Consider the following 17,878-nt stretch of genomic DNA (forward strand, 5'->3'; position numbering starts at 1 on the left):
CCCACCGAATGGCTACTACCTTCCTGACCGCCGAATGGCGACAATTGATTTTTGCCAACTACGCCATTGACCGTCGCGTACTACAGCCGCTGGTTCCGTACGGTACCGAGCTCGACACATATGAGGGTGTTTGTTACGGAAGCCTGGTTGGTTTCTACTTTCAGCGCGTGAAAATGTTTGGCCAGATCGCGGTGCCGTTCCACCGTGAGTTCGAAGAATTCAATCTGCGGTTCTACGTGCGGCGAAAGACCGAAACCGGCTGGAAACGAGGTGTCGTTTTCGTGAAGGAGATTGTGCCCAAACTGGCCATTACACTCGTTGCCAGAACGTTATACGGCGAACCATACGCAACCCACCCCATGCGCCACAGCTGGCAAACGGAGGGCGATACACAACATATTGGGTATGAATGGAAAGTCGGCGCCGACTGGAATTATATCCGCGTCAGCGCCGACAAGACAGGCCATGCATTGATTCCCGGTAGCGAAGAGGCCTTCATTACCGAGCATTACTGGGGGTATACCGGGCGGGGCGCGGGCCGAACATCCGAGTATGAAGTGGTCCATCCAAAATGGAACATCTACACCGTCTCGGATTATGACGTCAGATGCAACGTACCTAAACTGTACGGAGCCGCTTTTGCGCCATTCTTTGAGCAGCCCCCCCATTCTGTTTTTCTGGCCGATGGGTCAGCCGTTGCGATCAAATCAGGGGCAGCCGTGATTTAGCGCCTATTCGCCCGCCGGCCGTTTTATGTAGTTCGTTGCCGGATCGGGCGTGCCAAAATTGGGTGTTCCATCTGTATTGTAGCTAAACGGCTGCATGCGGATTGACCGGAAGTCGCCGCAACCCTGGCCGGGAGCCGGATTAGCGTGGTAGATGATCCAGTTCTCAGTGCCATCGGGCGACTTAAAAAATCCGTTGTGACCCACTCCGTACGTACTCCCGCTGGCGTATGGTCCGAATACGGGCGTTGCTGATTTTGTCCAGCTGGCTGTGTTCAGCAAATCGCTGGTCGTGCTGGCCGACAGCTGGCCAAGAGCATATAGATCGGTGGCGCAGTAACTGGCTGAATAGACCAGGAAAACCTTGTTGCCGTTGACCAGAAACTCCGGCCCTTCATTCACGCCAAAGCCCTGCTTTTCCCAACTGTAGTCAGGAGCTGATAACCGTACCCGTGGGCCGGCAGCCACCGTATATGGGTTGGTCAGTTTAGCGATGTAAATGTACTGTGCTCCACCAAGGTCGGTATCCCAGCCCGACCAGGCAAAATAAAGCTGGCTGTTCAGATTAAGCAACGTTCCGTCGATCGCCCATTTATTGTCGGGCAGGGCCAGGCTACCACGATCTACCCACGTACCTGTTGTAGGGTCAGCGGCTTCATTTTCCAGCACAAACATGCGGTGGTTCCGGTCAGCGCCATCATCGGCTGTGTAGTAGACGTACCACTTGCCATTCACGCTATGCAGTTCAGGTGCCCAGATATTCCGCGAGTTAGGGCCGGTAACTGGTGGTGTCCAGACGGTAACGGCTCTTACCGAACCAAGACGGCTCATCGACCTTGTTTTGTAGATCCGTATGGTATTACCGGTGGTATGCATCACATAATAAAACCCGTCGCGCTGAGCCACCCACGGGTCGGGGCCAACGGGTAATATCGGGTTTTTGAACTTCCCGACTGTATCCGTCGGCACAACGGGCGTTGGCGGCGTTACGGTACTGGTTGACTTACAGCCATATCCACCAATAAACCAGAGCAGAATAAGGGTTGAGAAAAGAGCGTTTTTCATCGTTGAGTATAAACGGAATTTACCACAGCGGAACAGAAGTTTCACTGTGGTAAATTCCGTTTTGGTTAATAATTCGGGTTTTGCGTCAGGTTCGGGTTCAAATCCCGGTCAAGTTGAGGAATAGGCAGGAGTTCGCTCTTGCCTTTCACAAAGGTCGAGAAAGCAGCATCGCGGCTGGCCAGTTGCGGGCCAAGATCGCCCCAACGCGCCAGATCATTCCAGCGGTGGCCTTCACCCGAGAGTTCCAGCAGCCGTTCGTGTTTTAGCTGGGTCAGGAACTGCGCCTGCGATAGCCCTGGTTTCGCCACGGTCAACGTTGGCAGCCCGGCCCGACGACGTACCTGATCTACGTAGGCGTAGGCCTGCGTTGTTTTGCCCGTTGCGTTCAGGGCTTCGGCATACATCAGCAGCACATCGGCATAACGGATATACCGCCAGTTGTTGGGCGACCGGTAGCCTTCTTCGTTCTTCCAGTGGTCGTTCTGAAACTTCCGGAACCACACACGCTTATTGCCGGTGCCGTACCGCTGCGTGAAGGTCTGCCCGTAAATCTGCGTGAAATTAGGCCCACGCACATCCGTCGAATCATATAGATACGAGGCTTCCAGCCGTGGATCGCGCGCGCCCGTGGTCGTTTTTTCGTTGAATTCGCTGATCGGCCAGCGTTGCGCTTCCCCGTCTGACCAGCCAATACCACTCGGACCAAAGAACTGCGCCAGCGAGGTGCCATAGTTCTGGTTCGGCGTTTCGGTATCATCATCCGTATACTCGGCCGGGTTGATCTGGAACTGCCACTCAAATACCGACTCTTTATTGTTTTCCGACGTGATCAGGAAGTTGTCGCGGTAATTGGGCATCAACGAATAAATACCTTTCCCTTCGCCATCGGCCAGCCATTGCAGGGGCGTAAGTGCTTCCGTGTACTTCTGCTGCTGCATCTGCGCTCTGGCCAGCAATGCATAGGCAGCGCCTTTGGTAGCCCGGCCCAAATCGGAGTTGCCATATGTAGTTGGCAGCACAGTAGCGGCCTCGGTCAGGTCTTTTTCGATCTGCGCCCAAACCTGCGCACTAGTTGCTGAACCAGGCTTATCACCCACCACCGATGTTTTCAGAATCAACGGTACGTTACCCCACAGCGTGACGAGGTGGAAGTAGTACATGGCCCGCAGAAACTTGGCTTCACCCAGGTAACGACCTTTCAGCGTGGCATCCATGCTGATGTTGGGTACGTTATCGATCACCTGATTGGCCCGGTTGATGCCGATGTAGTTGTCGTTCCAGACAGCGTAGGCATTGCCGTAGTTATAATCGGTCACCCGGAACTGGTCCATGTTATTCACAATGTCGGTTGCCGGGCTTTGGCTCCGCCCTTCGTCCGACCGGATGATGTAGTAGAACGGCATCCAGCGCGAAATACCTCCCCGGTGCATGGTACTATAGACGGAATTAACACCCGCCAGTGCGTCGTCGCCAGTTTTCCAGAATGACTGGGCAGTCACCTGGTTTGGGTTAACAATATCTAAGCTCCGGTCGCAACCTGCCAGCATCAGGGCGGCAGCTACGGTGAGCGATATGATTGTATTTTTCATAATGATTTGCTCTGGAGTGAATCGAATTTAAAACTCGCAGTTAAGCCCAACCGATACCACGCGGGGCGATGGCCAGTGACCGTTATCAACGCCACGCTCCTGAATATTGGCACCCGTTACATCGGGGTCAAGACCCGTGTATTTGGTGATCGTAAACAGGTTCTGAGCGCTCACATACACACGTGCACTACGCACCTTAACGCGATCGAGGAACGCACGTGGCAGGGTATAGCCCACTTCCACGTTCCGCATCCGTACATAGGAAGCATCTTCCAGCCAGCGATCGGTGAACCCATAATTATTAGATACGATGCCCTGATCGCCTGCCTCCAGGCCTAAACGAGGGTCGGTCGTATTCGTATTTGTTGGCGACCACGGGCTAACGTCACGCCGGAAGTTGGTCAGTTGGTAGGTATCCAGACTGCGCCGAACGTCGTTATAGACAGTGTAACCGAATACGCCCGTCAGTTGGACGTTCAGGCTGAACTGGCCATACGACGCATTGAATTGCGCTCCTGCCTGTAGCTTCGGCCAGGGCGATGATACAAACTGGCGATCATCATTCTGGGTAATCTGCCCGTCGCCGTTCGTGTCAACGTAGCGGATATCGCCCGGTTTGGCATTCGGCTGAATGAGTTGCCCGTTTGGTCCCCGGTAATTATTGATCTCTTCCTGGCTCTGGAAAATACCCGCCGTTTTCAGCACGTACCACTGGCCTACCGGTAAACCGACCTGCGAGCGTGTGTTCCCACTCTGAATGTAGTTGATGTTCTGCCCCTGGTTCCCAACGTTGACCACCGTGTTTTTAATGGTCGTGAAGTTGCCCGACACATCCCATTTGAACGGATGCTCATTGTTCCGGTACGTGGCCGAGAACTCAACGCCCTGGTTGCGAATTGACGCCGTATTCACGAACGGATTTCCGCGCAGGTTACCAAGATAGCCCGGTACAGCCAGATTAAGAATGGCATCGTTCGACAGCGAGTTGTATACGTTGATCTCCGTAGTAATCCGGTTGTTCAGGAAACTCGTCGACACGCCGTAGTTCTGCTGAATCCGTTCTTCCCAACGCAGATCCGGGTTGGCCAACTGCGCCTGATACGCCCCCACATTTGCCGTTTGATCGACCCCAAAAATGGCTCTTGGGTTATTGTTGATGAAGGCCGTGTACGGGAACGAACCCAGATACGGCACCACAATACCGAGCTTGCCATACGAAGCATTCAATTTCAGATCAGATACCCAGTCTGCCTTGAAGAACTTCTCCTGACTGATGCGCCAGGCCGCCGCCACCGACGGGAAGAAGCCCGTCCGGTAGTTAGCCCCGAACCGCGAGTCCTGATCGACCCGGCCGGTGAAGGTCAGCAGGTAGCGGTCGTTATACGCGTAGTTTACCCGGCCCAGATACCCCAGAATCCGGTAATCATCGGGTGTGCTACCGGCCGAATTGGAGATGCCTGTGGCGGCGTTGATCGTTGTGAAATACTGCCCTCCCGAGAAGCCAAGATTAGTGCGCGATCCCGACGTAATATCACGGCGCGTCGTCTGCTGGCTGATCCCAACAACCCCGTTGATGCTGTGTGCGCCAAACGTTTTGTTGAAATTCAGCGTGTGCTCGAACAATAGGCTCAGGTAACGCGATCGATCTTCGCTCACCGACGTAGGCACCGGCGAGGCGCTGTACTGGTACGTACCCAACCGACGCAGGTTCTGCGTGTAATCGAAGCTCACCTCCAGACCCGCGTTGGCGCGGTAGCTAAGCCAATCGGTCAGCTTCACGTCGAGATAGGCGTTGCCCACCAGTTTAGCGAAGTTACTCCCATTGCTGACTAGATTCCGTACCGCCACCGGGTTATACGAATACGAAACGGCGTCGGGGTTCGTGCCGATACCGTAGCCGCCTGGGTTGGCTGCGTTAACGTACCTGGGGTCCTGCACCGGAATGACCGGCAAGGCCGTGGCCATGTCGTAGATGGGGTTACCCGCCGGAAAATTCTGGATGTTCGAGTTCGTCAGCAGTGCATTTTCACCAAACGTAAACCGTCCTACCTGATTACGGGTGTTGATCCGCAGGCTGGCCCGGTCGAAACCACTGCCGATTACGTAACCTTTGTTATTGAAATAGCTGCCCGAAATCAGGTACGTGCTGGTCTTTGTTCCACCCGACAGTGACAGGTTGTAATCCTGGAGGCTGCCCGTTTGCAACACCTGGTCCTGCCAGTTCGTGTTGATGTTGGGGTTGAACGTACCTGTGGCCACACTACTTGGTGGCGTCTGACCCGAATTCTGATACTGGGTACGTTGCAGGGCCGCAAAGCCAGCCGCATCGGTCACGTTCCAGCGTTTGTAGACTTGCTGCCCGCCATATTTACCCGAAAACGACACGCGAACCGGCCCTTCTTTGCCCTGTTTCGTGGTGATAATTACGACGCCATTGGCTGCCCGTGACCCGTAGATGGCGGCAGCTGAGGCATCTTTCAATACCTGAATCGACTCAATATCATCGTTGTTGATCGTCGGGTTGGCATCGGCAATCATGCCATCGATAATGTACAGAGGATCGGTATTCAGAAAACTGGCCACTCCCCGAATCTGAATCGATGCCTGGGTACCCGGCACCCCACTGTTGCGAACCGTAACGCCGGGTGATAGACCCTGGATAGATTCGGCCAGTGAATTGGCCGTCACTTTATTGGCCTGCGTAGGGCTGATCACGTCATTGGCACCGGTCAGGTCCTTCTTTCGAACGGTCTGGTAACCAATTACCACCACCTCGTTCAAGGTGCGGTCATCGGGCACCAGCTTAACGTTGATAACCGTCTGATCGCCAATCGTCACGTCCTGCGTAGTGTAGCCAACGCTGCTGACTGCCAATGTGGTCGCGGCGTCGCTGGCGTTGATCACGAAGTTGCCATTAGCATCGGTTGTGGCGCCGTTGTTCGTGCCTTTCTCAATTACGTTGGCCCCCGGCAGCCCCTGATTATTCTCGTCGACCACCCGCCCCGAAATTCGTTTGACAACAGCCTCAGTAGCCTGCACCACCACCACGTCCGGACGATCCGTGGCTGGGTTTGCTAAAGGGGGGGTCGGCGTAGCTTTATCGGCAGCGGCTGCCTGAATGACGAACAGATTGTCTTTGATCTTACGGAACCGTAGCCCCTGCCCCGTCAGTAGCTGATTGAGCGTTTGTTCAAGCGTTGCCCCCGACAGGTCTGCTTCTGCCTGCCGGCCAGTGACCAGTTGCTCGTCATAGGCAAAGTTGACGTGGTATTTACGCTCTATTTCTGACAGCGCCTTTTTCAGCGACCGTGTCCGATTCGACCGATTATCGTCGCTCTGTACGTCAGGATGTAACGTGGCTCCCCTGCTACTCGTATTGGCCCTGGTCATTAACTGTGCAGCGGCCAGTTGAGGCAGGCTATACAGACTTAGGCCAATCAACACAGATAAGGTAACGTACCTGTTTTTCATGGTTTTGGATGATTAAGAATAAAAGTCGACCAGTTCACTATAGTGAATCGATCAAGCAACTCGATTGGTAAATGACTATCGTTTCATACCCGTTGCAGGCGGGCTACCCGTTCACTTGTTCTTTCGCAGATAAATTATATTGCTGTCGCGCTCAATAGTAAGGTCAAAGGTGGCAGCCAGCGTAGTCAGCAGCGTCTCCACATCCTGACTCGACAGGTTACCCGTAAACTGTCGTGCGGCCAGCGCCTCATTGTCGAACACCAGCGTAAGGCCATACGAGTCGCTGAGTTGCTGACCAACCTCACGTAATGGCGTTTTGTCGAAGATGAACTGCTTCTGTGTCCAGGCTGTCTGTATTTCCGGAGTGGTTTCCTGCACGGCAACTTGCTCGATGCCAGGCTTGGCAGTGGCTATCTGCCCTGGTTTCATCTCCAGTATTCGGGCTTTGGTTTCGCCGGGTCGAATGAGCTCCACCTTGCCCTCCACCAGCGTTACATCGGTCTGCCCCCGGCGCGAGTGTACGTTGAACTGTGTGCCCAGTACCTGTACATCTAGGCCAGGCGTATGGGTTGTAAACTTCACCCGCTGCCCGGACACGGCCTTTTTCGCAACGGTAAAAAAACCTTCCCCGTCCAGCCACACCTCGCGTGGGTGTGTCTCGTCCCAATCGTCTTGGTAGGTTAGCGTTGAGTTGCCGTTCAGTTGCACGGTTGATCCGTCGGGTAAGGTCAACGTACGCGTTTCGCCGAAGGCAGTATGTTCTTTATGCTGATGGCGGCTTTCGCGGATATACCAGCCGGTTGCCAACGTACCCAGCAGGCCAATGGCAGCAGCGGCGACCTTCCATTTACCGAGCCATGTCCAGACAGATGAGCGACTATTCAAGTCAACGACCGGCGTAAACTGCTCAGCATGCGCCTGATCCAGAATTACCCGGATCCGTTCGTAACTGGCATCGGTCAGGTCATCATAGTTAGCGCGCAAATGCAGGAGCAGCGAAGCGGCATCATCGACCACCAACTGCCGCTCAGGATGGCGCAGCATGAACGTGTGCCAGAATGACATCGTCTCCTCGTCGGGTTGAAGTACCCAGCGCCGGAATGATTCGTCGAGGACGAAGTCACGAATAGTATATTGCGAATAGTCGGTTGATGGCTCGTTAGGCATTAAGTTGGGTTGGCACTCCGGCAGGCCGGCATTCCGGGCGATTTTCTACAGAAGAAAACGCATTCCCTTTTTATCCCTCACGAATGCAAAAATTTCTACGATGAAGGAAATAAACCAGTGAGCGAACGAAAGACGAACAAAACACCCACAAGCAAGAAGCATCGATACTCGTTCGCTCACTGGTTTCTTTACATTAACAACAGCATCAGAACGCTGCTACCGACGCGTTTTTGGAGGGCAGCAATGGCTTTATAGATAATCTTGTAGGCCGATGACTGTTCAATATTCATCACGCCGGCGATTTCCTCGTAGCTCAAATTATCGAAGTATTTCAGGAAGAGCGCCTCTTTTTGCCGGGGCGGTAGCGCGTTCAGTTCAACGAGCAAGGCAGCCGACTGTTCGGCCGAAATCTGCGAATCGAGCCAGGTTGGTTCGTAGTGGAATTCGACCTGAAAATCCAGCGCATCAGGGTCGGGATCGAAGCGCTGCTCGGCCTGCAACCGCCGTACGATCTCGCGCCGAAGCGACCGCATGAGGTAAAATTTGATAGAATCGGTACGCCCCAGCCGATCGCGTGTTTCCAGAATGGTTAAGAACAGATCTTGCAGACAGTCTTCAGTAAGTTGTCGGTTCTGGGCAATCTTATAGCCGTAATTGTACAGCGTTTTGGCGTATCGCTCATACATGAACGCGTAGGCGTCACGACTTCCGGTCAAAAAATCATCCCACAGTACAGCGTCAGTTGAGTAAGTATACACGCTTAATACGACTAGTTCAGTGTTGAGTAAATCTATATCAAGATAACGCTTTCCTCCCGGTATCAGTCAAGTTTTCCTGAAAATAGGTATGTAATATCACTCGTTACAGCCTCACCGATACATTTTCCTGAACATGAGCGGGCGTAGCATCCAGGGTTTTCAGGTATTCTTCCCGTTGCTTAAGCTGACTTTTGAGCGAGGCAATTTCGGCGGTGAGCCGTTGCCATTCCGTATCCTGCGTAAAGTCGTACGTCACGCGTTTCGTAATCTGAACGCTGGCCGTGTTGTAATTGATCGTATTATTTCGAACGATCGGATCATCGGTCGGCTCGTCGCCTTCGTCGAGCGAGGTAGCCGAGTTGGTGGGCATGGGAAGAAGCGAAGCTGCCATGGATTCGGTTGCGTTTTCCTGTCCTTCCTGAACGGGGGCAACCGTAGGGTGTTGCGTGATGGCCCGCAACTCCTGCGCCTGAGCAACGCTATGGTTTTTGAGGCGGGCAATGATCGCCTTAATATACACCTCATACCGCTTCATCTCCACGTACGTCTTCAGCAGATCGTAGTTTCCACTATCAATGATCTGCTGAGCATGGTCCGACGCCAGACGCACAAGACCCGTTTTGGACAGGTTCCTGTCGAGGGTACCGATTGGTTTTATTAAGCCCATTGTATTGATTGACTAGTCGACATGAACAAAAAATCCAGACGCAATAGTACTAACTGATAATGCAGCAGATTAGCCATTTAGTTTCCCGTCCAGGGTTATCACAAACAATGAATTTACCAATTTATCAGTTACTGCCTTACTATAGTTAAGGCACTAAACATACAGAAGAATAACTGGTTAGATAACCTGTAATTGATTATCCCTGCTACCAAATACGGCATATATTTGTCATTATGACACCGGAAAAACGCCTTAACCAGATAGAGCCACTTGTCGCAGAGCTTTCTGCGCAGATGGATCGTGTGGCCGCTCAGAATAATCAGTTAATCACTATTGCCGTCCAGCATACAGACGATATTCAATTTCTGCTTCACGAAGTGAGTGACCTCAAATTAGGCCAGGTCAAGCTGGAACAGGGACAGGTAAAGCTGGAACAGGGACAGGTAAAGCTGGAGCAGGGGCTTGTCGGATTGACCAACAGAGTTGACGGGTTGTCAAGTCATTTTGAAGGTATGTCAGGTAGATTTGATGGCATGTCAAACAGAATTGACGGATTATCAAGTCAATTTGATGGTATGTCAGGTAGATTTGATGGCATGTCAAACAGAATTGACGGATTATCAAGTCAATTTGATGGTATGTCAGATAGATTTGATGGCATGTCGAACAGAATTGACGGATTAGACGAGAAATTCGAGGGTATATCGGGTAGAGTTGAGGGCTTGAACGAGAAATTCGAGGGTATATCGGGTAAAGTTGAAGGCCTGAATGAGAAATTCGACGGTGTGTCGGGACAAGTCGAGGGCTTGGATGAGAAATTCGATGGTGTGTCGGGACAAGTCGAGGGCCTGGCCAACAAAGTAGACGGTTTGACCGATAAAGTTGATCTCATTCTCCAGCTTCTTCAGCCAGGGAATCGAAACGGCAATTCGTAAGCGTACCTATATCGGTTGTATTAAACGACTATCTATTTAAAAGCAATCGGCTGGCTATAACCATAGTCAGCCGATTTTGCTTTATGTAGGTAGAACAACGCTGTATGTAGTGACCCAAAATCCACTCAATGTTATGCTCAAAAAACCACCAACCCATTACGTCCGCGACGCGGCGTTCATCATTGCAGGTATCCTCAGCGTAGGTCTGGGGCTAAAAGGCTTTCTCCTGTCCAGCCAGTTCATCGATGGCGGTGTCACGGGCATTTCTATGCTGATCGCCTCCCAAACGGGTTTGCCGCTCGCTGTTGGCATTGTAGTCATCAACCTGCCCTTCATCTGGTTGGGCTATCGGCAGATCGGTCGGGAATTCGCCATCAAAAGCACGCTTGGTATTGCCGGTTTGTCTGCCTGTCTGGTTCTCGTTCCGTATCCAGACATTACACCTGATCTTCTGCTCACCTCGTTGTTTGGCGGCTTCTTCATTGGCGCTGGTATTGGTCTATCCATGCGCGGTGGTGCGGTGCTGGATGGTACCGAAGTAGCCGCGCTGGTCATTAGCCGTCAGGCTACAACCATGAAAGTGAGCGACGTTATCTTACTGTTGAATGTGGTCATTTTCGGTGCTGCCGCCTTTTTCCTAACCATCGAATTGGCACTCTATTCAATGATTACCTACTTCGCCGCCTCCAAAACCATCGACTTCATTGTTCACGGTATCGAAGAATATACGGCTATTCTGATCGTTTCAGAGGAGCACCAGACTATTCGGGAGCAGGTGTCGGCTGCTGGCTGGGGTCTTACCGTATTGAAAGGTGCTCAGGGCCACGGCAAGCGCGGCAATATGCCCGAAGACGTTGATGTACTATACGTGGTAATTACTCGCCTTGAAATCAGCCGGTTACGATCAACAATTCTGACAATTGATCCTAAAGCCTTTTTAATTCAGTATCCTGTCGATGATGTACTGGGTGGGCAAATCAAGAGTCTGCCGTTACATTGATACCATAGACAGTCCTTAATTAAAGAAGTCCTGAGTACGGAAAGTCGCCATAAAGCGTTGGCCTTCCATACTCAGGACTCTTTCAGTTAACGACTCACTAGACGCTAGCTTACCTCAACAACCACTTCTGGCTTTTTAGGCACGGTTAAAATGAGTACACCGTTTTCCTGTTTGGCCACGATACCTGCCGTGTCAACACGCTGGCTTAGTGGTAAGGCGCGCTCGAACGATTTCAGCGGATATTCCTGAAGTAGAAAGGCCGGATCGTTGGCAGTATCGTGCGCGCGGGTTCCCTGAATGATCAACTGGTCGTTGAGCACGCTGACTTTAATATCTGCCTTGTCGAAGCTGACGGCATATACCATGACTTTGTAATGATCGCCATGATCTTCAACGTTCATAGGTACGTTGTGTTTCGGCCGACGCCAGCCACCAAAGAAAGGACGAATGAATTGAGCGAACGGATGGCCATGCTGCTGATGGCGGTGTTGGTGATGATGCATGTTTTTTGTTGTTTATTGGATTGGTTGTAAACTTAATAGAAGCTGGTCGACAGCATCGGCGTAGGTTACCTACAGTACGAAATCTTCGCTGCGACGATCAAACGATTCAATTGGAATAGGGCGTTGTGGCTTGTTCTGCTGAACAAAATCAGCGTATTCGGCATCGCTCATGGTTCGAATGCGGTCGGTGAATTCCAGGCGGCGCATTTGCCACGGATTACTCCATTTACCCTGGTATCCGGCACCGCCACCGAAAGCCCGACGACGAATAAAGCGGAGCGCCCCGCCAACGATGAGGGCAAATAAAGCCAGCCGTAGAAAGAAAAACGGGAAGGCTACTAAAGCCGCGCCAAACACAATGGCGGGTACTATAAAGCGAGGCATACGGTTCATTGTTCTGTTGACAGCCGGGGTTATTATCGGCTTCAAACAGGATGACGCATGAGTCGTGAAATTACTTTAAACAGAATTGAAAAAATTTTGAAATTATTTTTTACCCGTTGATAATCAACTATTTAACGAATGAAAAACAGCTTATCGGCTTAAATACCTCCCCTTCGCTTGCGCCACTGCTCACGGAAACGGGCCTTGTCTTCCTCGCTCATCTGCTGCCATTTGGCCTTCCAGGATGGTCCCGCAAACCGGTTATGCCCGCCTCCCCAACGGCCATTTCGGCCAGGCCAGTTACCAAACAGCAAACGACACAATAGCATCAGCCCGGCGGCCTGCCAGATCGTTACGGGACGTACCTGGACAACTGCGACGAGTACGTGGTTCCAGAGCCACATTACAGCCGCAGAGAGCATGGCCGCGCTGAGCAACACAAAAAAAGGAATCCAGATGAAGCGGCGTTTAGGTCCGTAGCGCATGGGTGTCAGGAGTTCGACAGTTCGTCGTAAAGTGATTGAAGCCGTTTGCGAAGGTATTGCACGGCGTACCGTTTTCTTGAAATAATGGTCTTCAGATTTTCGCCTGTCAGATCGGCAATCGCCTGTAACGTTTGGTCTTCCAGTTCGTTCTGAACAAACACCGTGCGCTGATTGTCGGGCAATTCGGAGAGCGCCTGCATCAGTTCATCCCAGATCAGATCGCGAAACGCCGGGTCATCGGCCGATTCGGGATCGGCCAAGAGCAGATCATCAAGCGAAAGATCATCCCCATCATCGTCATCTCGGGCCGCATCGGTCAGTGTTACCTCACGGGTACGTCGGTACCGATCCGTAATTCGGTTGCGGGCCACTTCATACAACCATCCGCTCAGGCTGCTGATCTGGTCGAGATCGACCACCCGGCTGAGCTGGTACCAGACATCCTGCAGAATATCCTCGGCATCTTCTTCCGTTCGTACCCTGTCCCGGATAAACCCAAACAGCCGCCCGCCATACTGCTTTACAGCATCGAGCACAGTTCGTTTGGGTGTTTCAGCAGACATAGGGTGAACGTAAGTGGCTCAAAGGTCAAGGTCCAACGCTCAGGATGGGCCTATTGTATGAAGATCGGTTCAAATTGCGGTTCAACGTTTGACTTTGGCCGTTAAACGTTGAACCCTATTGGCCCTCCGTCTTATCTTTGTCCCATGAGTTACCTACCTGTTAAGCAATTGCTTCAGACGGAACCTGGCCAGACCGTGACGGTAAAGGGCTGGGTACGTACCAAGCGCGAAAGCAAAAACGCCGTGTTCGTGGCGATCAACGACGGCTCTACTATTCACACAATTCAGGCGGTGGCCGAGGCTGGTTTTCTCCCTGATGAAACGCTTCGCCTCATCACAACCGGCGCCTGTGTGGCCATTACGGGCGAACTTGTTCCGTCGCAGGGTGCCGGGCAAGCCGTGGAAGTACAGATTGCCGACGTGCACATTTATGGCCCCGCTGATCCGGAGAAGTATCCATTACAACCCAAGCGTCACTCGCTCGAGTTCCTGCGCGAGATCGCCCATCTGCGCCCCCGTACCAACACGTTCAGCGCGATTCTTCGCATTCGGCATGCGCTGGCGTTTGCCGTGCATAAGTACTACAACGACAACGGTTTCTTCTACCTCAATACGCCCATCATTACCGCGTCTGATGCCGAAGGGGCCGGTGAAATGTTTCGCGTATCAACGCTCGACCCGCTAAACCCGCCTAAAACAGAGGACGGAAAAGTTGATTATAGCCAGGATTTCTTTGGCCGTGAAACCAACCTGACTGTTTCCGGGCAGCTGGAGGGTGAATTGGGTGCGCTGGCGCTGGGCAAGATTTATACGTTCGGGCCAACCTTCCGCGCCGAAAACTCGAACACGACCCGCCACCTCGCCGAGTTCTGGATGATAGAGCCCGAAATGGCTTTCTTCGAGCTGGAAGATAACATGAACCTCGCCGAAGACTTCGTCAAAACGGTGATTCGGTATGCTCTTGACAACTGCGCCGATGATCTGGCCTTCCTCGAAAATCGCCTGAAAGAGGAAGAAAAAACGAAAAAGAAAGAAGAGCAAAGCGAGATGACGCTGACCGAAAAGCTTCGGTTTGTGGTCGATAACGATTTCGAGCGACTCACCTACACGGAAGCCGTTGAGATTTTGCGCAACTCGAAACCAGCCAAAAAAGGGCAGTTTCAGTATGAAGTAAGCTGGGGCATTGATCTGCAATCGGAACACGAGCGGTATCTGGTTGAGAAACATTTCAAAAAACCAGTTATCCTTACCAATTATCCCCGTGCGATCAAATCGTTCTATATGAAGCAGGACGACGAATCAGCGGCGGCGCCCGGCCCAACTGTACGGGCAATGGACGTGTTGTTTCCCGGCATCGGCGAGATCATCGGCGGCTCGCAACGGGAAGATAATCTGGAGAAGTTGACTACGCGTATGGCGGAGGTTGGCATTGCAGACGAAGCCATTTGGTGGTATCTCGATACACGTCGCTTTGGCTCAGCTCCTCACTCAGGTTTCGGCCTCGGTTTCGAACGACTGGTTCTGTTCGTGAGCGGCATGAGCAATATCCGCGACGTAATTCCCTTCCCCCGAGCCCCCAAGTCAGCCGAGTTTTAGAAAAGGTTGATCTGTAGGGGCGGCCACTATGGGCCGCCCGCCTCCCGTAAGCAATACGCCGACAAGCAACCATCACACGCCCTATTTTTAAAGCAGCCCGGTTAATAAGCCGGGCTGCTTTTTTTGAACATTGATGCGCCAAGACGGTTTTTTCAGTGATTGCTTAAACCATTCAATCAACGTTAGTCATGATTAAGAACGAAGAAATTGTTGAAGATCTGAATGATCTTGTTAAGATCAATAACGACCGGATTCAGGGTTATTTGAAGGCCGTAGAAGACACCGAAGACACACAGTTAGATCACCTTTTCAATGAGATGATCGTACAGAGTCAGAACTTCCGTAGCCAGTTGGCCGATCATATCGTACGCATCGACGGAACGGCGGTTTCAGAAGCAACCTCAACGGATACGAGCAGCAAAATCCACCGCGCCTGGATCGACATCAAAACAGCTATCACCGGCAAAGACCGCGACACCGTTTTAAGCTCCGTAGAGTTCGGCGAAAACGCAGCTGTTGAGGCCTATGAAGAGGCGATTGAAGAAGACAAAATCCCTGCCTACATCAAGGAGGATCTGTCGGCCCAATTAACGAAACTCAAAGAATCACGTGACAAGATTGTCTCGTTACGGGGTAATAAATAAGTAGCTCCGGCTACCTGTAAAAAAAGGGGATGCAATCACTGATTGCATCCCCTTTTTCGTGACGTTCAATTGCTTACTGTGGCAATGGCATGTCTTTGAAATCTTCGTCGGTTAGCTTAATGGTAGCTGCCGCCGTATTTTCTTCAAGGTGCTTCACCGACGACGTACCTGGAATGAGCAGCATTACGGGCGAAGCCGCCAACAGCCAGGCGAGCGCGATTTGGAAATCGGTGGCTCCATGTCGCTGAGCCACCGTGTGAATGGCTTTCTCGGCCGAGAGATCACCACCACCGAGCGGGTACCACGGAATAAACGCAATATTCTGCTCTTCGCAGAATTTCAGCGTGGGGTTCCATTTCTGCTGACCGAAGCTGTACATATTCTGCACCGAAACCACCTCAAAATACTGTTGCGCTTCCTTGATCTGATCGACATCAACCTCCGACAGGCCAATGTGCTTGATCTTACCTTGCTGCTGTGCTTCTTTCAAAAAGCCCAGAAACTCTTCCGAAGGCACTTTATCATCGAACCGGTGTAGTTGATATAGATCGATCTGCTCAACTTTCAAACGCTTCAGACTTCCGTTTAGGGCTTCTTCGAGGTGTTTACGGCTACCATCAACCGGCCACTGGTTGGGGCCGGTACGAAGCAAGGCTCCTTTTGTGGCAACAACCAGATCATCAGCGTAGGGGTGCAATGCTTCTGCAATAAGCTCTTCTGAAATAAATGGGCCGTAGCTATCAGCGGTATCAATGAAGTTGATGCCAAGATCGAGGCAGCGTTTCAGCACGCGCAGGGCTTCGTCGCGATTTTTGGGTGGTCCCCAGATGCCTTCGCCCGTAATGCGCATGGCACCATAGCCTAAACGATTTACTGTTAGATCGCCACCGAGCGTAATTGTGCCTGAGGCGGTAGCTGGTTGTTCAGTTGTTGACTGCATGGGTATTGGTTGTTGACTCTTGTTTTAGGTCCATCCTCATGAACCTCCATTACTTTACTAGTCAGAACCGCTAACTGTTTTCAACCCCGGGTATTTTCTTTGGTTGGGTACGTTGCCGAAGCCGGTTAACCCTGCTTTTCGCGCCAATAGCGAACTTCCAGTTCGGCCTTCTCTCGCTCTACTCTGAGCTTGTCCGCTTCTAGGCGCAGTTTCTCAATCTCCAGTTTTGACTTTTCAAGCTCATGTATCAACTCACGATTGTCATAGTGATTTGTCTGAGTGCCATTGTTTAACCCGATTGCGCCACTGCACCGCTCAAAAAAATTAGTCATTCGTTCCGCAAAGGCCAGAATTTCGGCAGGTGTCATCTCTAACCCAGCCGCTATTTGGCTTAATACAGACGACTATTTCCCATTTTGATCTACCTCCATTACACGAAGAAAGTTGCTTTCAATCTTACCTTGTAACGACTTATGAAGATGGTCATGAGGATTGGGACCCAATAGGGGCACCTTGGTGTGTCGATGCATCCCTGCAACAATCGGACGATCCTACCAGAATTAGTGGCGGTAGCGATGGTAATCCGAACCCGGTTGAACCGCCACATGCCAATGATTGTGAAATTTCTTATCTAGCCGAAATGGCCTTTGAAGGTAGAAACCCTTTACACGCAGCGGTGTGTATGCTTTTAAATGCCTCAGATGTAGTTGATAGGATATTTGATAGATTCCCTAATTTTACCGATCAAGATTCTGAACCGCTTAATGCGGTCAAGCACGCCATGTTCATTGCGTTCAATGCATGTGATTTCGGCGATTTTGATGCAGGAAACATGGCGACTCTTCATGAAAATTGCGGTGGGATTCCTCCGGCTAGAGCACAATCAGCGGCAATGGACTTGTTCAATAATAATGTTGGACTAGCTATTCAAGCTCAAATAGGATGTGCCAATAGGGACAACTTAGCAGAAGAAATTTTCAACGCTTTTAGAACAGGAAGACTTCATAAAATCAATGGGCAACCTACTCCGTAGATGGACAATCGGCATTAGTGCAGTATTTATTATTACTGCGTTAATACCCAACCGACTTATTATTGTGTTGCACAGCCCCAGAGAATTCACTTTTGCTGGTCAAACTTGGGTCTTACCGCTTACGGTTGAACAGGCAGCTAAGAAATATACTCTTCGCTTCAGTAGACCTAACCTGTATTCAACGAAAGTGAGTTGTAATGGAAAAATGCACCTGGAATTTCCGTATAAAAGCAGTGACTATTCACTCTTGGGAGAGCCAAACCTTGATTCGTTAAAGTTCAAGAACCGTATTGTTCACAGCTATTGTTTTTCTTTTTCAGATACACTTAGTGCATATGATTCAGTGAAGACAG

At 51.4% G+C, this 17,878-nt stretch carries 18 protein-coding genes; 6 read left to right on the forward strand and 12 right to left on the reverse strand.

The window, feature by feature from the left end; genetic code table 11:
- The first annotated feature begins 8 nt into the window (after positions 1-8).
- Entirely contained in the window at positions 9-728 is a 720-nt protein-coding gene (locus J2I46_RS05725) for a YqjF family protein (protein ID WP_207327989.1), read from the forward strand.
- 3 nt (positions 729-731) lie between these two features.
- On the opposite strand, the gene J2I46_RS05730 is transcribed toward J2I46_RS05725, so the two are convergent.
- From J2I46_RS05730 to J2I46_RS05755, 6 genes are all read right to left on the reverse strand, one after another.
- Positions 732-1,790: a glycoside hydrolase family 43 protein gene (locus J2I46_RS05730; protein ID WP_207327990.1), complete on the reverse strand. Its 1,059-nt coding sequence runs from the start codon at positions 1,788-1,790 to the stop codon at positions 732-734.
- Between the two features lie 65 nt (positions 1,791-1,855).
- Complete coding sequence (locus J2I46_RS05735) at positions 1,856-3,379, reverse strand: RagB/SusD family nutrient uptake outer membrane protein (protein ID WP_207327991.1); 1,524 nt, start codon at positions 3,377-3,379, stop codon at positions 1,856-1,858.
- Between the two features lie 27 nt (positions 3,380-3,406).
- Positions 3,407-6,850 carry a SusC/RagA family TonB-linked outer membrane protein gene (locus J2I46_RS05740; RefSeq protein WP_207327992.1) on the reverse strand — a complete coding sequence of 1,148 codons (3,444 nt, stop codon included), beginning with the start codon at positions 6,848-6,850 and terminating at the stop codon, positions 3,407-3,409.
- A 111-nt stretch (positions 6,851-6,961) separates the two neighbouring features.
- The gene (locus J2I46_RS05745) at positions 6,962-8,017 is read right to left on the reverse strand and encodes a FecR family protein (protein ID WP_207327993.1); all 1,056 of its coding nucleotides are present in this window, start codon (positions 8,015-8,017) and stop codon (positions 6,962-6,964) included.
- 188 nt (positions 8,018-8,205) lie between these two features.
- Positions 8,206-8,775: an RNA polymerase sigma factor gene (locus J2I46_RS05750; RefSeq protein WP_310588992.1), complete on the reverse strand. Its 570-nt coding sequence runs from the start codon at positions 8,773-8,775 to the stop codon at positions 8,206-8,208.
- A 103-nt stretch (positions 8,776-8,878) separates the two neighbouring features.
- On the reverse strand, positions 8,879-9,442 hold the full coding sequence (locus tag J2I46_RS05755; protein ID WP_207327994.1) for a hypothetical protein: 564 nt from the start codon (positions 9,440-9,442) through the stop codon (positions 8,879-8,881).
- A 233-nt stretch (positions 9,443-9,675) separates the two neighbouring features.
- On the opposite strand from J2I46_RS05755, the gene J2I46_RS05760 reads away from it, so the two are divergent.
- Positions 9,676-10,377: a hypothetical protein gene (locus J2I46_RS05760; RefSeq protein WP_207327995.1), complete on the forward strand. Its 702-nt coding sequence runs from the start codon at positions 9,676-9,678 to the stop codon at positions 10,375-10,377.
- A gap of 133 nt (positions 10,378-10,510) precedes the next feature.
- Complete coding sequence (locus J2I46_RS05765; RefSeq protein WP_207327996.1) at positions 10,511-11,377, forward strand: YitT family protein; 867 nt, start codon at positions 10,511-10,513, stop codon at positions 11,375-11,377.
- Positions 11,378-11,481: 104 nt separating this feature from the next.
- Here the strand turns inward: J2I46_RS05765 and J2I46_RS05770 are convergent, their stop codons facing one another.
- The 4 genes from J2I46_RS05770 to J2I46_RS05785 all read right to left on the reverse strand — a co-directional run bounded on the left by J2I46_RS05770 (position 11,482) and on the right by J2I46_RS05785 (position 13,312).
- Positions 11,482-11,880: an Hsp20/alpha crystallin family protein gene (locus J2I46_RS05770; protein ID WP_207327997.1), complete on the reverse strand. Its 399-nt coding sequence runs from the start codon at positions 11,878-11,880 to the stop codon at positions 11,482-11,484.
- Positions 11,881-11,949: 69 nt separating this feature from the next.
- Positions 11,950-12,264, reverse strand: a complete 315-nt coding sequence (locus tag J2I46_RS05775) for a hypothetical protein (protein ID WP_207327998.1) — start codon at positions 12,262-12,264, stop codon at positions 11,950-11,952.
- Between the two features lie 158 nt (positions 12,265-12,422).
- A complete protein-coding gene (locus J2I46_RS05780; protein ID WP_207327999.1) occupies positions 12,423-12,749 on the reverse strand; it encodes a hypothetical protein in 327 nt (108 codons plus the stop codon).
- Between the two features lie 5 nt (positions 12,750-12,754).
- On the reverse strand, positions 12,755-13,312 hold the full coding sequence (locus J2I46_RS05785; RefSeq protein WP_207328000.1) for an RNA polymerase sigma factor: 558 nt from the start codon (positions 13,310-13,312) through the stop codon (positions 12,755-12,757).
- Between the two features lie 144 nt (positions 13,313-13,456).
- On the opposite strand from J2I46_RS05785, the gene asnS reads away from it, so the two are divergent.
- Both asnS and J2I46_RS05795 read left to right on the forward strand, forming a co-directional pair.
- Entirely contained in the window at positions 13,457-14,908 is a 1,452-nt protein-coding gene (gene asnS / locus J2I46_RS05790; RefSeq protein ID WP_207328001.1) for an asparagine--tRNA ligase, read from the forward strand.
- Between the two features lie 188 nt (positions 14,909-15,096).
- A complete protein-coding gene (locus tag J2I46_RS05795) occupies positions 15,097-15,552 on the forward strand; it encodes a ferritin-like domain-containing protein (protein WP_207328002.1) in 456 nt (151 codons plus the stop codon).
- 73 nt (positions 15,553-15,625) lie between these two features.
- Here the strand turns inward: J2I46_RS05795 and J2I46_RS05800 are convergent, their stop codons facing one another.
- The gene (locus J2I46_RS05800; RefSeq protein ID WP_207328003.1) at positions 15,626-16,492 is read right to left on the reverse strand and encodes an aldo/keto reductase; all 867 of its coding nucleotides are present in this window, start codon (positions 16,490-16,492) and stop codon (positions 15,626-15,628) included.
- A gap of 125 nt (positions 16,493-16,617) precedes the next feature.
- Positions 16,618-16,860, reverse strand: coding sequence for a hypothetical protein (locus J2I46_RS05805; protein ID WP_207328004.1), 243 nt, complete (start codon positions 16,858-16,860; stop codon positions 16,618-16,620).
- Here J2I46_RS05805 and J2I46_RS05810 point away from each other — a divergent pair.
- Complete coding sequence (locus tag J2I46_RS05810; protein ID WP_207328005.1) at positions 16,854-17,525, forward strand: DUF6973 domain-containing protein; 672 nt, start codon at positions 16,854-16,856, stop codon at positions 17,523-17,525. The genes J2I46_RS05805 and J2I46_RS05810 overlap by 7 nt on opposite strands.
- Positions 17,526-17,878 lie beyond the last annotated feature (353 nt).

Source organism: Fibrella forsythiae (genome assembly GCF_017353175.1).
In the GTDB taxonomy this organism is placed as follows: domain Bacteria; phylum Bacteroidota; class Bacteroidia; order Cytophagales; family Spirosomataceae; genus Fibrella; species Fibrella forsythiae.